Here is a 14,256-nt window from a genome sequence, read left to right as displayed (position 1 = left end):
CGCGATGACGCGATCGCCGGGCCTGTCCCGTTGCGGCACGTGGGTCGGTGAGCACGGCCCGCGGCCGCCTGCTGCGTTGCCGGCCCCGTGGGGGACGGCAGCCGGCGCCGCCGGGGCCTCGTCGGCCGTGGTGGTGGCGGGCCGGTGCCGCTCGGATCGAGTAGTGGCAAGCCCGGCGGTGATGCGGATGCCGAGGCAATCCGCCCGGCGGCGGGACGTCAGCCGGTCGTGACGGCCGGCTGCGTCGCGTCGACGTCGACGGCGTCGAGGAACCGGCGCGCGGCGCTGAGCTGTTCCAGCCGCAGGGCGTAGCTCGCGCGGGCGATGTGATCGCCGGCGGCGTCCTCCTTGACGCGGAGCGACTCCTCGATCTCGTCGATGACGACGCGTTGCCGCTCGACCAGGCGGGCCGGGCTGGTGCCCCGGCGCTGGAGCAGCAGAAGCTTGCAGGTGAGCTCGGCGCGGACGTCGAACAGTTCCGTCACGGGTTCGGCGAGCCACCGGCCGACCGTCGTCTTCGCCGAGCGGGTGGCGGCGTGGATCATGCGCTGCGGTCCGCGGTCGCTCTCCTCGGCACCGACCGGCGTGATGAGCTCCCGCTCGACGAGCCGCGTGATCGACCGGTAGACCATGGGGCGCGAGATGTACCAGAACTCCCCGATCTCCGCGCCCTCCGCGGTGAGGGCCGCGATGGCGAAGCCGTGGCTCGGACGTTCGGCCACGAGTGCGAGCACGATCCACTCGGCCAGCGGCAGATCGGGCCGATCAGGTTTTCCCATGCAGGCCAGCGTACCAATCGGTCCGGCAGACGGCCGTGCGATGGACCCGTTCATCGAGCCTTCACAGCGGGCTGGGCCGTAGGCGGGGCCGCCCGGGGTCCGCTGGTCGCCGGCGACCCGCCCACAGGGGACGGACGGCCGGCGTGGCGAGGGTCAGTGGCCGACGATCGTGAGCGGCGCGCCCGTCGCGTACGGGTCGCTCAGGTGCTCGTACCAGTGGATGACGGGAGCGCCGACGAGGAGGGCGGCGATGGCGCCGGCGGCGAGGAACACGCCGAAGGGGAGGCGGGTTCGGCGGGTCGCGCGGCCCGCCAGGATGAGCGCGACACCCACCAGCAACCCGGCGAGGCTCCCGGCCAGCATCGCGAGGACGAGGTGCGAGGGGCCGAGCCAGCCCAGACCGGTGCCGAGCAGGCCGGCCAGGCGCACGTCGCCGAATCCGAGCCAGGCCGGGCGTACCCAATGCAGGGCGAAGAAGACGGCGTACCCGCCCGCTGCGCATGCCGCGGTCACGGCGAGCCGGTGCCACTGATCGGTGGCCGCCGCGGCAACGAGCAGGCAAGCGGCGGTGAGGACGAGAGTCGGGTGGACCAGCCGCTTCGGGAGCAGGAAGTGTTCGGCGTCGCAGGCGGCCAGCGCCAGCAGCCCCGCGGTGAAGACCAGGTGGGCCGGCAGGGCTGCCGACCAGCCGAAGCGCGATGCCTCGGCGGCGAAGAGGGCCGCGGTGAGCGCTTCGAGGAGCGGGTAGCGCGCGGGGATCGGAAGCCGACAGGCGCGGCAGCGCCCGCCCAACAGGAACCAGGACACGAGGGGGACGTTGTCCCGGGCCGTGATCGGCGTGGCGCATTCCGGGCAGGCGGAACGGGGTCGCACGACGGAGCGGCCGGCCGGTACCCGGGAGGCGGCGACGTTGAGGAACGAGCCCACGGCGAGCCCCAGCAGACCGACCATCAGGATGGATATGGGTGACATGCGGGCCATGTTCCTGCATCGGGCGAAACGGCAGATACCGGGGCAATGCACGAGTTTCGAACGGTTGCCGAAGAGTGTTGCCACCGGGCACCGCGCCAGGTGGCGCCTCCGGCCACCTGGCGGCACTCGACCGGCCGGCAACCGCCGGACGGCGACGTTCGATGTGGAATCCGTATCAGGGGGTGGTGGCGCAGGGGCCGCTCAACGGCACGACCTTGTACCCCTGGGCCGGCGGGGCATCCACTTCGACCGTGTGCAGAGTGGACGCGGAGGACAGGAACCCCTTCGAGAGCTCGGCCATGTCGCCGTACTTCTTGTTGACGGCGAAGTACGCCTCCTCAGCGGTCTCGATCGTGGACTTGTCGGTCCGGCACGCCGACCCCTGGCCCTTGTCGTTGATGCCTCGGACGGAGAAGACGACGATGGCGGACAGGATGCCGAGGATCACGATGACCACGAGCAGCTCGATCAGCGTGAAGCCGGCTTCCGCCGCCCCGTCCTGTGCGCGCATTCGCTGACGCAACTTACCTTGCAGGTACGTGAACATCTCTCTCCATCTACGACGAACGTTGAGATCAAGCACTAGCAGCCGCCTGATTAATCAGCGGTAGACTACGCAGTCGAACGACGGTCCTACAAGGGATGACCTGGACGCTCACCGCGCCGGCAAGCCGAATCGCGACACGGCTCGTCATGTAGTATCCCGCTGACTAGTCAGTAGGTGACGACATGGTGAGAGTGCGGCGGGTGATCGCCCGCCGTTCCGGATGCTCGAAAGGGGTGGGTTCCTTGGCGAACCGCCGTCTGTTCCGGGGCCGCGCGGCGGCGAGTGACCCGGCGGCCGGGGAGGTCACCCTGCCCGAGGGGGCGCGGGACCCGGCCCCGGCGGGCGAACCGGACCGGGACGCGGCGTCCCACGCGACGCGGCACGCGCCACCGGAGCAGAACCGGCCGCGCATCGGGGAACTGCTGGTGCGGCGCGGGCTGCTCACCCCGGCGCAGGTGGACGAGGCCCTCCTCCAGCAGGCGACCTCGGGCAAGCGGCTCGGCACCCTGCTCCTCGAACTCGGCATGGTCGACGAGCGCTCCCTGGTCGAAGCCCTGTCCGTACAACTCGACTTGCCCATCGCCGACTTGCGCCAGAGCGAACCCGATGCCGAGGCCGCGGCACGGGTGCCGGAGGCGCTGGCCCGCTCGCTGGGAGTCGTCGCGGTGCGGCGCTCCGAGGGCACCCTGCTGATCGCGGCGGGCGACCCGGGTGACCCGCGCGTACTCGCCGAGGTCGGCCGGGCCGTCGCCCCGGACCGGGTGGAGCTGGCCATCGCGGCGCCCTCGGACATCCGTCGCTCGATCGACAGCACCTACCGGGCGTTGACCGGTGTCAGCAGCCTGGTCGAGGCGTTCGAGGCGACCGAGACCGGCCGCGACGCCAACGCCGGGGCCAGGGCGGTGAGTGAGGACGCCCCGGTCGTTCACCTGGTCAACCTGATGCTGACCCAGGGCCTGCGCGACCGGGCCTCGGACATCCACGTCGAACCGCACGGCGACCGGGTCCGGGTCCGGTACCGCATCGACGGCGCGCTGCACGACGTGCTGAGCCTGCCGGAGAACATGGGGCCGTCCGTCGTCAGCCGGATCAAGATCATGGCCAACATGAACATCGTCGACCGGCGGCGGCCGCAGGACGGGCAGATGGCCACCGCGATCGACGGCAGGTCGGTCGACATCCGGGTCGCGACCACCCCGACCATCTGGGGCGAGAAGGCGGTGCTGCGGCTGCTCGACAGCAACCGCACACTGATCCGGTTGGCGGAGCTCGGCATGCCCCCCGCGACCTACGAGCGGTTCTCGTCGCTGCTGCGCTCCCCGTACGGCATGGTCGCCTGCGGCGGACCGACCGGCAGCGGCAAGACGACCACCCTGTACGCCACGCTCGGCGAGCTGAACCAGAGCGAACGCAACATCACCACCATCGAGGACCCGGTGGAGTACGTGTTCCCGTCGATCAACCAGATTCAGATCAACGACCAGGCGGGCATCTCCTTCGCGACCGGGCTGCGCTCGATCCTGCGCCAGGACCCCGACGTGATCCTGGTCGGCGAGATCCGGGACTCCGAGACGGCGCGGATCGCGGTCGAGTCCGCCCTCACCGGCCACTTCGTGCTGTCGTCCATCCATGCCGGCGACGCCTGCTCCGCGCTCCACCGGTTCGCCGACATGGGCATCGAGCCGTTCCTGATCACCTCCACGGTCGCCGGGGTGGTCAGCCAGCGCCTGGTGCGGCGGATCTGCGATCAGTGCCGCGAGCCCTACCGGCCCGGCGTGGACGAACTGGCCTTCTTCACCAAGGCCGGCGGGTCGGCCGACCACGGGTTCTGGCAGGGCCGGGGCTGCAACTTCTGTTCCCGGACCGGCTACCAGGAGCGGATCGGCGTCTTCGAACTCCTCGTGATGAGTGACGCGGTCAAGCGGCTGCTCGTCGAGAACGCCCCGCTCCACAGCCTGCGCAGGACCGCCCGCGAGGAACACATGGACAGCCTCCTGGACGGAGGCGTCCGTCTGGTGGAGGAGGGGACCACGACCATCGCCGAGATCATGTCCAGCGTGTACGTGGTCTAGGGCCTGTCGTCCCCGTTCGGCCCCCGCCGGACGGCGCACCCCCACACACATCGACGACGCGAACCCCGCACAGCGGAAACCAGGAGGGCACCGGCATGGCCGGCTTCAAGTACGTCGCGGTCGGCCGGGACGGGAAGAGCGTCACAGGCGTCCTCAAGGGCTCCAGCGTCGACGGCGTGACCGAAAGCCTGACCCGGCAGGGCTACGACGTGCGGTCGGTCAAGGCCGAGGGCCGCAACCTGCTGCAGTTCGAACTCACCACGCAAAAGGTCGACCTGGTCGAACTCAGCAACTTCTCACGGCAGATGGCCGCCTTCATCAAGGCCGGTGTGCCCCTGCTGGACGCCCTGGAAATCATCCGGGCCGAGACCAAGGACAAGAAGCTGGGCAAGGTCCTCGTCGACGTCATGGACTCCCTGAGATTCGGCGAAAGCTTCTCCGGCGCGATGGCCGCCCACAGCGCGGCGCTCCCGCCGTTCTACATGTCCGTCCTCCGCTCGGCGGAAGCGACAGGTGAACTCGACGTGGTGATGGCCCAGTTGGGTCGCTACATCGAACGCGACGTCGAAGGCCGGCGCACCATTCGCTCCGCCCTGACCTACCCGATCCTGGTGATGGGCCTGGCTCTCGCGGTCGTCCTCGTCCTCGTCGTCTTCGTGCTGCCCCGTTTCAAGTTGTTCTTCGAGTCCTTCAACGCGGAACTGCCCCTGCCGACAAGGATCCTGCTGGGCTTCACCGACTTCGTCACCGCCTGGTATCCGGTGATCATCGCTGTGGCCGTCGCGCTCGTCACGGCACTGATCGCCGGTCTGCGGACCCAGCGCGGACGGATGCTGCGCGACCGATGCCTGCTGGCGATGCCGGTGGTGGGCGATGTGGTCCGCTACATGGTCATCGAACGGTTCTGCCGCATCCTGACCTCGATGATCAAGGCCGGGGTGCCCATTCCGGAGGCGCTCGGCCTGGCCGGAGCCGGAGCCAACAACCTGGTATACGAACGGTCCCTCGGAACGGCCCGGGTCGAGATGCTCGAAGGCGGCGGCATCTCCCGGCCGATCGCCCGCACCAAGCTGTTCCCCGGGGCCGTCACCCAGATGATGCGCGTCGGCGAGGAGACCGGGACCCTCGACGACCAGCTCGAAAACGTGTCCGACTTCTACGAGAAGGAGCTACGGCACAAACTCAAGCGGCTGACCAGCCTGTTCGAGCCGGCCATCGTGATCGTGGTCGGGGTCGTCGTGGGGTTCGTGGCCGTCGCCCTGCTCTCCGCGATCTACGGCGTCTACAGCCAGGTCGAGGTCCAGTGACCGGCCCGGCCCACCGCCCTGCACGCCGCCCGGCCCGCCGCCCGGCCCGCCGCCCGCGGCGCCCCCGCGGCGAAGAGGGCGAGACCCTGGTCGAGGTCCTCGTCGCCGTGGTCCTCATGGGCCTCGCCTTCGTGACCGTCTTCGGTGGCATGGGCACCGCGATCATCAGCTCGGTCACGCAGCAGAGGGTGACCGACGCCGACTCGCTCGTCCGCAGCGCCGCCGAGAAGGTCGTCGGCGCGCCGTACGTGCCCTGCGCCGGCGGCTACGGGACTCCGACACCGCCGGTCGGGTACACCGTGAGCGTCCAGGTCGAGTACTGGGACGGAGCGGGCACGTTCGGCCGGTCCTGCCCGACGGCCGACACCGGGGTGCAGAAGGTGACGCTCACCGTGCGCTCGACCGGCCCGCGCCCCGTCAGGGACGTGACGCTCGAAGTGGTCAAACGGGAGTCGATGCCGTCATGAAGGCCCAACAACCCACTGATGACCGGGAGTCGGGGTTCACCCTGACCGAGTTGCTCGTCACGCTCGTCATCCTGGGCATCATCGGGCTCCTGCTGCCCAAAGCGGTCGTCCTCGGACTGCGGTTCACGTCGGACACCGGGAACCGGGTGTCCACCACCAGCGCGGTGGGCACGCTCGGCCGCTACTTCTACGGCGATGTGCACAGTGCGGCCGACGTCACGACCGACGCCGCGTGCGGCGTTGCCACCGTGATCGTCCGCCTGAACCGACCGGGCACCGACGTCGTCTACGCCTACGACCGACCGACCGGCACCCTCAACCGGGTGACGTGCACCGACGCGGGCGTCGTCACCACGTTGCTGGGCCGGTTCGACCACACCACGACGACCCGTCCGGTGACTCTGAGCTGCGGTGCCGAGACCTCGTGCACCTCGCCCATGGAGGTAACGCTGACCGTGCAGAGCGACCCCGCCGCACCTGCGACGGTCCTCACCGCCGTCCGACGATCGAGCGCGTCATGACCGGCCGCCCCCGTCCGCGCCGCCCGCATCCGCCTCGCCCGCTCCCGCCCCGCCCGCGCGACGACGAACAAGGCGCGGCCCTGATCCTCGCGCTGGCCTTCATCGTCGTCTTCGGCCTGGTCACCGTCTCGGTCCTGTCCTTCGCCGCGACGGGACTGAAAACCGCAGGCGTGTACGTCGACCAGAGCAGGCGGGTCTACAGCGCGGACGGCGCCACCCAGCTCGCGATCAAGAACTTCTCGCAGGGCAACCCGTGCGCCGACTACACCGCCCCGCCGCTCAACGGCCAGCAGATGATCGTCCACTGCGACCCCCTCAACACGTCTGCCGCGGCCGCGCGCGCGACCCAACCGCAGGACGCGCTGCGCAGCCTGGGCAAGACTGCGGGCGACGGCATCAACGTGACCACGCCCGGTCTGCGCGTGCAGGGCAGCGTGTTCTCCCGCTCGAACATCACCACCGGGGCCGGCGGCTCCATGGTCGTGTCGGGCGACGTGTCCGCCGTCGGCGACTGCTCCCCCGCCGTGTCACAGTCCCGGCTGCCTTCGAACCAGGCGCCGTACGCACACGGCTGCGCCAACGACACCCCGTCGGCTCCCGCCGACGAGGTCGTGGGCGCCGACCCGGACCACGCCCCGCCGGTCACGGCCGTTCCGGTCCGGCGGACCGTGCCCGCGTGCCCCGGCCCCGGTTCCTGGCTGGTGCGCCTTCAGCCCGGCCACTACGACGACGCCGAGGCCCTCACCCGCCTCACCGGTGGCGGTTGCCCCGACGTCGTCGTGTGGCTGCAGCCCGGTGTCCACTACTTCGACCTCGGCTTCACCGGCGGCGCCGCGGTCTGGACGGTCACCGACCCCACGGTCAGCGTGGTCGGCGGAACGCCGGCGGGCTGGGACCCCGGTTCCCCCACCCGCCCGACCGTCCCCAACCCGGGCGGTTGCGACAGGACGCGGCCCGAAGGCGTCGAGGTCATGATGGGCGGCGCCAGCCAGTTCCGGGTCGACCGCGGACACGTCGAACTGTGCGCCCCGGTGACCCCGGGCGCGCAGCGGATCGCGGTGTACGGGGTCCAGCCGCCGAAGCCGTCACAGACGCTGACGCCGACAGCGGTGATCGCGAACACCGGCTTCGCCGACCCGGGCCACGCCCTGACCAGCGGCGAACGGGCGACCCTGCCCGGTTGCTCGCGGACCGCTCAGCCGGGCGTCGCGGGCTGCACGTCGGACGCCGCCCTCGACCCGACGAAACGCCGAACGGCCTCGCTGCGTCTCGCCGGCTTCACCCCTCGGGTGCCGCCCGGCTCGGTCATCACCGGCGCGACGCTGCGTGTCAGACACCAGGACGACGGCGACCTGACCGCCCCCGGCGCGGTGAAGGTGAGCGCCGCCGTCGGCGCGGACACCTGCCGCACCGACGACCCGTCCCCGCACACGGCGCTCGACACCGATCCCCCGATCGACCTGCTGGGCGCGTGCGGGCTCACCGATCCGGCCCGGCTTGCCGACCTGTCCGTGACGTACACCGCCACCCTCGACCCCGGCGGCTCCACCGCCACGGCACGCCTGGACGGCATCCGGCTGGAGGTCACCCACCGCACCCCGACCACGTTCAAGCCGACCGCCGTGACCGCGTCGACCGGCTTCACCGCTGCCGGCACCGATCCGGACAACGCCCTGGAGATCGGGGAACAACCGACTCCCTCGGTGGCCGGCGCCGACCTGACCGAGGAGGCGCCGTCCGCCTCGATCACCCTGGCCGGGTTCGGCCGGCCGCCCTTGCCGCCGGGGTCGACGATCCACTCCGCCGTCCTGCGGGTCGCCCATCGGGAGACCGGTGACGCGGCGGTGCCCAGGATCAGCGTCACCCCCGCGGGCGGCGGCGGTTGCAGCAACCTGCCGCTCCCCGCACGCGCCGACCTGGGCGACGACCGCGTCGATCTGAAGGCGTGCGGCATCACCAACCCCGCACAGCTGACCGGCCTGACCGCGACCTACACCGCCGCGCTGAAGGCGGACGGCGGCGCGGGCGCCCACGCCCTGGACGGCATGTGGCTCGAAGTCGTCCACGACCCGCCGCGCCCCCGACCGGCGACGACCGCGTCGTCGACCACGTTCGGCCGCGCCACCAACGCCCAGGCCATCGACGGCACCGACACGGCCGACGCCGCGCTCGACCGGGTCACCACGCCGACCGCCGGCATCGACCTCGGGGGCTACGACACCCCCGCGGTCGCGCCCGGCTCGATCCTGGAAGGGGCCCTGTTGCACGTCGCGCACCGCGAGGATCCCGGGGCGTCCGGAGGGCCGCCGCCGACGGTGACGGTCACCCTGACCGGGCCCGGCATGCCCGGATCCTGCACCGCACCGCGCAAGCTCGCCACGCGCCAGGGCGCCCTGGCCACCGACACCCTGGACCTGGTCGCCGTCTGCGGGCTCACCGACCCGGACCAGCTGACCGGGCTGGTCGTCACCCACACCGCCACCCTCGGCGCCGGTAGCCCCGCCGCCACCGCCCAGCTCGACGGGATCAGCCTGGAACTGTCCCACCGACCCGCGATCGCGGTACGGCCCACCCAGGCGATCAGCACCGCGACACCCACCGCTGCGGCGTTCCTCGACCCGAGGAACGCGCAATCGATCGATACGCGCACCACGACCGCGAGGCTGTCCACGGCAACCCCTTCCGCGGCGATCCGGCTGGGCGCGTTCGCGATGCCGCCCCTACCGGCGGGGGCGGTGATCGACAAGGTGGTGCTGCGCGTGTCCCACCAGGAGGACGACGCCACCCCGGCACCACCCGCGCCGACGGAGCCACCCGCGCCGGCGCCGGCCGAGCCACCCACGGCCACGCTGTCCGTCTCGGGCACCGGTACCGCCTGTGACGCGAACCATGCCCTGACCAGCCGCAAGGGCGCACCCGGTGTCGACGTGGTCGACCTCGGCGCCTGCGGGGTCACGAACGACGACCAGTTGTCCGGGCTCGCCGTCGACCACGCGGTGGCCCTGGGCACGGGCAGCGCCGACGCCACCGTCCAACTCGACGGCGTCGAGCTGGACATCGTCTTCCGCGCCCCGTCCATCCGGCCGCTGTCCGGCTGCCTCACGGCGGGCAACCGTTGCCCGGTGCTGAAGTCGACCGCCGACGCCGACACCGCCACCGAGCACAGCCGCCTGGTGATCAACGGCACCGTCTACTCGCCGACCGCTGCCGTCGACCTGTCCATGAGCCAGGTCGACTGGCAGGTCGTCACCCGCGGCGTCATCGCCCGCACCATCGACCTCGGCATCAGCCCGACCGCCAGGTACCTCCGTCCGGTCATCGGCATCCCCCCGGAGCCGGTGCTGTTCACGACCTACCCGGCGGTGATCGCGAAACCCGCCTCGGTCCCGGCGCTCACCGGGTTCACGCCCCCCGCTCCCGGGGCGCCCGTCGACGTCACGGACGCCACCGTCCCCGCCGGTGGCCGGGCGTCCCTCACGCTGGGCGGCTACTCCCCGCCGGGACCGGCCACGACCGACCCTCTCGATCACGTCGTCCTACAGGTCGCGCACCACGAGGAAGGCGACGTGGCATCGGTGAGGGTGTCGGTGGACTTCCCCGGCAGCACCTGCACCGGCGCCGGCGGCGCGCTGGACGTACCGGTCCGTACCGGCGCGACCGGCCCGGTGACCGACCGGATCGACCTGGCACCGTGCGGCTTGACCCGCGCCTCCCAGTTGGCCGGGCTGACCGTGACCCACACCGTGACCGCCGGGAGCGGCGGCGCGACCGAGCACCTCGGCGGCACCCGGATCGACCTGCTGTCCGGACCCCTCGTCAAGGCCTCCGTGTCCTTCGACGGCCACGCCGGCACCGTCGAGCAGTGGACGGTCCTGCCATGAGCACGCACATCACCTTGGAGACCACCATGTCCGGGCCGAGTTCCGCGATCATCGACCACCTGCTCGGCGAACTGTGGGAGCGGGGCGGCAGCGACATCCTCCTCACCACCGGATCGGCGCCGTTCCTCCGTGTCGACGGCGCCCTGCGAGCGATCGAGGGGGACCCGCTGACCGAGCCCGAGATCGATCGGCTGGTGACCGGGGTGCTGGGCGAGGAACTCACCGAACGCTTCCGCCGGGAGAAGCAGGTCGATTTCGCCTTCAGCTGGGGATCGAAGGCCCGGTTGCGCGGAAACGCCTTCGTGCAGCGCGGCGCGTCGGCGTTGGCGCTGCGGATCATCCCGTTCACGGTGCCGTCGGCCGAGCAGCTGGGGCTTCCGCCGGTCGTCCTGGGCTGGGCGGGGATGCCGCGCGGGTTCGTACTGGTCACCGGGCCGACCGGGTCCGGGAAGTCGACGAGCCTGGCGGCGTTGCTCGACCACGTCAACACGTACCGGTCCGTGCACATCCTCACCATCGAGGACCCGATCGAGTACCTGCACCGGCACAAGCGTTCTGCGGTCAACCAGCGCGAGGTCGGCACCGACACCGAGTCGTTCCCCGCCGCGCTGCGCGCGGCCCTGCGCGAGGACCCCGACGTCCTGCTGCTCGGCGAGATGCGCGACCCGGAGAGCATCTCCGCGGCCCTGACCATCGCCGAGACCGGACATCTCGTGTTCGCCACCCTGCACACCAACGACGCGTCACAGACCCTGGACCGCATCGTCGACGTGTTCCCGGCCGAGCAACAGCCTCAGATCAGGCTCCAGTTGGCGCACACCCTGGTCGGCATCCTGAACCAGACGCTGATCCCCCGGATCGGAGGTGGCCGGGTGGCCGCCTTCGAGGTGCTGGTGGGGACGTCGGCGATCCGCAACCTGATCCGCGAGGGCAAGACGCGCCAGATCCGCAACATGGTCTCGACCGGCCACCGCGACGGCATGCGGACCCTGGAAGCCGACATCAACTCCCTCGTCTCGTCGGGCCTGATCGCCTACGAGGAGGCCGTGTCGCACACCGCGCACCCGGAGGACATCGAACGGCCCCGCGTCCCGACCGGTCGGGCCCGACCCCCTTCGGGAGGTCCTCCGCGGTGAGCGGCCCTCCCTCGTTCAGCAGGGTTTGCGCCAGGTGTCCAGCTCCAAGTTCTTCAGCATCGACGACAGTTTGAGGCGGCGGGACTCGCCGCAGAATCCCGAGGTGGATCCCTCGTATTCGACGTGGAACACGGCCTTGCCCGCCGCGATGAACGGGGTGAGCCGGTCGCACTCGTCGAACTGGGCGCACTCCTCGTTGACCGCGAAGTCGAAGTCGTTCACCAGCTGCGGGATCTGTGGCAGGTCGTTCTTGAGTCCGACGGACAGTCCGCGGGCGTGGGCGATCTCCGCGATCATGCGGTTGTAGGCGAGTTGGTGGTCGGCGGTCAGCGGGAACCCGGTCTTGTTGCCGTAGCCCTCCATCAGGTCGGGTTCGACCGCGTCGAAGCCCTTGTCGCGGCACATGTCGAAGCGCCGTTCCATGATCGGACGGAGCAGGTCGATCCGTCGGATGTCCAACCACTTCTCGCCCTTCCACCCGTTGGGCTCGCCGAGGAGGGCGGTCGGGAAGGCCGCGTGGTCGGAGCGGAAGTCCTCCCAGGCCCCGACGTTGATGTAGCAGATCACCTTGCGGCCGTCCCGGTGCAGCCGGGCCACGTCGGCCGCCGTGTTCTCGAAGCCGTCGATGTCGTACACGGGGACGTCGACGGAGGGGTCGGAGCGGCCGTCGAGCTGCCACTGCCAGGCCAGACCGGGTTGTGGTTTCCAACGGGTCGCGGCCCGGTCCCCCGGAGCCGGTGTCGTCCCCGGGGCCGCGGAGCCGGACGGCGTGCCGGGCGGGGGCGTCGCGCTCCCCGACGCCGACGGCTGTGGCGCGGACGCGGACGCCGACGGGGATCCGGAAGCGCTGGTGGACGGGTCGGGCGCCGGGTCACGGGTCGCCGTGGGCCCGGACGGGTCCGGTGCGCCGTCGTCGTCATCGTCGTCGTTCGCGCCGGAGCAGCCCGCAAGGGCCAGGGCCGTCACGAGGGCCAGGAGGCCGAGGCGGGTCGACAGGGTGCGGCTCATCGTTCCATCCCGGTGAGTGCGGGGGTCAACTGTTTCCATGGGTTGGGAAGTTCGCCCGTGACGGGTCCCGATACGGCCGCTCCCCGCTCGCGCGCGGTGCGGACGGCGAGCGGGACCAGTGCCTCGGGCACCCCGTAGACGAGGTGACAGAACCGCTCGGGGGCGTGGCGGGCCGTCCACGCGGGCTTGGTGAACGCCGAGACGTACGTCGACCAGTGACCCTCGAAGGTGACGGTCAGGTCGGCGAGGCGCACGTAGCCGGCCACCGGGTGGACACCCGGGTTCAGGACGACGGGCGTCGCGCCGAGCCGGCGCAGCGAGCGGACCAGGCGGCGGGTGGCGGGAAGTTCCCTCGGTGTCGCGGCCACCCGGTCCAGGAAGGCGCCGTCGGCGCCGTACCACTTCTGGTGGCGGATCATCTCGTGGACGACCTCGGCCGGGCCTCGCTCCCCGTACGCGGTGTCCACGTAGCCGAGGAGGCGGGCGCCCGCGGTGCGCAGGGCGGCGGCTGCCGCGGTGAACGCCGGGTCGGGGCGCTCACCGGGCCCGTCGCCCGGGTTGATCACCACACCGTAGGTCGCGGAGGCACCGGTGATGAGCCGGTGCCAGGCGCCCGGGTCCTCGGCGGGGTGGACGTACAGCGGGACGAGGAGCGTCATGATGTTCGGGATCCCACCCCGGTCGCGGCCCACAGTGTGGCGAGCGTGTCGCCGAGCTCGTGGACGGGGCGCCAGCCGAGGGCCTCGTCCGCGGCGGTGATGTCGGAGCACTGCCAGGACACCTGGGCCGATCGGGCCGATCCGCCCGCGTCCTCCTCGATCCGGCCCCGGAAGCCCGCTCTCGCGGCCAGTCCCCGCACCAGTTCGCGGACCGGGACGGCCCGGCCGGCGCCGATGTTCAGTACGGAGGGCAGCGACCCGGGCGCGGTGACCGCGAGGGCCACCGCGTGCGCGACGTCGCGCACGTCCACGAAGTCCCGGTGTGCGGAGAGGTCGCCGAGCCGTAGCACCGCCTCGGGGTCCGTTCCGGCGTCGCGCAGCAGGGCGGCGATCCGTCCGGGCAGTCCGCTGGGCGGTGCGCCGGGCCCGACGGGGTTGCCCACCCGCAGGACGACGCCGTCGAGTCCGGAGGAGGCGATGGCGACGGTGCCGGCCAGTTTGGTGGCGCCGTACGGGGTGACCGGACGGGTGGCCGCCGATTCCGCCACCCGGGTGTCGGGTTCCCCGGGCCCGTACTCGGCGGCCGAGCCGAGGTGGACCAGGCGGGCCCGAGGCGCCGCCACCCGGAGCGCGGCGCACAGTACGGCGGGGCCGCGGGCGTTGACCTCGGCCAGCGTCACGGCGTCCCCGCCGGTCGCGCCCGCGCAGTTGACGACCGCGTCGGGTGCGGCCGCGGCGAGGACGTCCGCGAGCCGTTCGGGCCGATCGGCGGCGAGGTCGACGCCGAAGTCGGCGTCGGGTGAGCGGCCGCCGTCGAACACCCGCGCGCCCGGGAGGGCGCGCAGGCGGTCGACGACATGGGCGCCCAGGTAGCCGGTTCGGCCCAGGACGAGAATGCGCATGAGGT

General features: G+C 71.8%; 12 protein-coding genes. 6 read left to right on the top strand and 6 right to left on the bottom strand.

The features are described 5' to 3' along the window. Positions 1-218: 218 nt before the first annotated feature. The 3 genes from ACFVS6_RS39890 to ACFVS6_RS39880 all read right to left on the bottom strand — a co-directional run bounded on the left by ACFVS6_RS39890 (position 219) and on the right by ACFVS6_RS39880 (position 2,262). Positions 219-779, bottom strand: a complete 561-nt coding sequence (locus tag ACFVS6_RS39890; protein ID WP_389711439.1) for a PadR family transcriptional regulator — start codon at positions 777-779, stop codon at positions 219-221. Positions 780-932: 153 nt separating this feature from the next. Continuing rightward, the gene (locus ACFVS6_RS39885) at positions 933-1,751 is read right to left on the bottom strand and encodes a prepilin peptidase (RefSeq protein WP_389711438.1); all 819 of its coding nucleotides are present in this window, start codon (positions 1,749-1,751) and stop codon (positions 933-935) included. A 175-nt stretch (positions 1,752-1,926) separates the two neighbouring features. Then, the gene (locus tag ACFVS6_RS39880) at positions 1,927-2,262 is read right to left on the bottom strand and encodes a type IV pilin protein (RefSeq protein ID WP_389711437.1); all 336 of its coding nucleotides are present in this window, start codon (positions 2,260-2,262) and stop codon (positions 1,927-1,929) included. Between the two features lie 278 nt (positions 2,263-2,540). Between ACFVS6_RS39880 and ACFVS6_RS39875 the strand changes: the two genes are divergently transcribed. The 6 genes from ACFVS6_RS39875 (at position 2,541) to ACFVS6_RS39850 (ending at position 11,682) form a co-directional block, all read left to right on the top strand. After that, entirely contained in the window at positions 2,541-4,370 is a 1,830-nt protein-coding gene (locus tag ACFVS6_RS39875) for a GspE/PulE family protein (protein ID WP_389711436.1), read from the top strand. Between the two features lie 95 nt (positions 4,371-4,465). Further along, positions 4,466-5,677 carry a type II secretion system F family protein gene (locus tag ACFVS6_RS39870; protein WP_389711435.1) on the top strand — a complete coding sequence of 404 codons (1,212 nt, stop codon included), beginning with the start codon at positions 4,466-4,468 and terminating at the stop codon, positions 5,675-5,677. Then, positions 5,674-6,144 carry a type II secretion system protein gene (locus ACFVS6_RS39865; RefSeq protein ID WP_389711434.1) on the top strand — a complete coding sequence of 157 codons (471 nt, stop codon included), beginning with the start codon at positions 5,674-5,676 and terminating at the stop codon, positions 6,142-6,144. The genes ACFVS6_RS39870 and ACFVS6_RS39865 overlap by 4 nt, the downstream gene beginning before the upstream one ends. Next, positions 6,141-6,665: a type II secretion system protein gene (locus tag ACFVS6_RS39860; protein ID WP_389711433.1), complete on the top strand. Its 525-nt coding sequence runs from the start codon at positions 6,141-6,143 to the stop codon at positions 6,663-6,665. The genes ACFVS6_RS39865 and ACFVS6_RS39860 overlap by 4 nt, the downstream gene beginning before the upstream one ends. Further along, positions 6,662-10,546 (top strand): hypothetical protein, encoded by a 3,885-nt coding sequence (locus ACFVS6_RS39855; RefSeq protein ID WP_389711432.1) that lies wholly within the window; start codon positions 6,662-6,664, stop codon positions 10,544-10,546. The genes ACFVS6_RS39860 and ACFVS6_RS39855 overlap by 4 nt, the downstream gene beginning before the upstream one ends. Then, positions 10,543-11,682 carry a type IV pilus twitching motility protein PilT gene (locus ACFVS6_RS39850; protein WP_389711431.1) on the top strand — a complete coding sequence of 380 codons (1,140 nt, stop codon included), beginning with the start codon at positions 10,543-10,545 and terminating at the stop codon, positions 11,680-11,682. Before ACFVS6_RS39855 ends, ACFVS6_RS39850 begins: the two co-directional genes overlap by 4 nt. Positions 11,683-11,697: 15 nt before the next feature. On the opposite strand, the gene ACFVS6_RS39845 is transcribed toward ACFVS6_RS39850, so the two are convergent. The 3 genes from ACFVS6_RS39845 to ACFVS6_RS39835 are packed head-to-tail and all read right to left on the bottom strand — an operon-like array spanning position 11,698 to position 14,251. After that, a complete protein-coding gene (locus tag ACFVS6_RS39845) occupies positions 11,698-12,690 on the bottom strand; it encodes an endo alpha-1,4 polygalactosaminidase (protein WP_389711430.1) in 993 nt (330 codons plus the stop codon). Further along, the gene (locus ACFVS6_RS39840; RefSeq protein ID WP_389711429.1) at positions 12,687-13,349 is read right to left on the bottom strand and encodes a spherulation-specific family 4 protein; all 663 of its coding nucleotides are present in this window, start codon (positions 13,347-13,349) and stop codon (positions 12,687-12,689) included. Before ACFVS6_RS39840 ends, ACFVS6_RS39845 begins: the two co-directional genes overlap by 4 nt. After that, a complete protein-coding gene (locus ACFVS6_RS39835) occupies positions 13,346-14,251 on the bottom strand; it encodes an NAD-dependent epimerase/dehydratase family protein (protein ID WP_389711428.1) in 906 nt (301 codons plus the stop codon). Before ACFVS6_RS39835 ends, ACFVS6_RS39840 begins: the two co-directional genes overlap by 4 nt. Between the last annotated feature and the right edge of the window lie 5 nt (positions 14,252-14,256).

Origin of the sequence: Streptomyces sp. NPDC057939 (genome assembly GCF_042887545.1) — a bacterium.
Taxonomy (GTDB): Bacteria; Actinomycetota; Actinomycetes; order Streptomycetales; family Streptomycetaceae; genus Streptomyces.
Note: the sequence above shows the minus strand (reverse complement) of the source record. Positions and strands in the feature narration are given on the sequence as shown.

Coding starts and splice junctions, on each gene's coding strand:
- ACFVS6_RS39855 (WP_389711432.1), top strand. CDS start 6,662: ATGACCGGCCGCCCCCGTCCGCGCCGCCCGCATCCGCCTCGCCCGCTC.
- ACFVS6_RS39840 (WP_389711429.1), bottom strand. CDS start 13,349: ATGACGCTCCTCGTCCCGCTGTACGTCCACCCCGCCGAGGACCCGGGC.
- ACFVS6_RS39885 (WP_389711438.1), bottom strand. CDS start 1,751: ATGTCACCCATATCCATCCTGATGGTCGGTCTGCTGGGGCTCGCCGTG.
- ACFVS6_RS39880 (WP_389711437.1), bottom strand. CDS start 2,262: ATGCGCGCACAGGACGGGGCGGCGGAAGCCGGCTTCACGCTGATCGAG.
- ACFVS6_RS39850 (WP_389711431.1), top strand. CDS start 10,543: ATGAGCACGCACATCACCTTGGAGACCACCATGTCCGGGCCGAGTTCC.
- ACFVS6_RS39835 (WP_389711428.1), bottom strand. CDS start 14,251: ATGCGCATTCTCGTCCTGGGCCGAACCGGCTACCTGGGCGCCCATGTC.
- ACFVS6_RS39845 (WP_389711430.1), bottom strand. CDS start 12,690: ATGAGCCGCACCCTGTCGACCCGCCTCGGCCTCCTGGCCCTCGTGACG.
- ACFVS6_RS39890 (WP_389711439.1), bottom strand. CDS start 779: ATGGGAAAACCTGATCGGCCCGATCTGCCGCTGGCCGAGTGGATCGTG.
- ACFVS6_RS39860 (WP_389711433.1), top strand. CDS start 6,141: ATGAAGGCCCAACAACCCACTGATGACCGGGAGTCGGGGTTCACCCTG.
- ACFVS6_RS39870 (WP_389711435.1), top strand. CDS start 4,466: ATGGCCGGCTTCAAGTACGTCGCGGTCGGCCGGGACGGGAAGAGCGTC.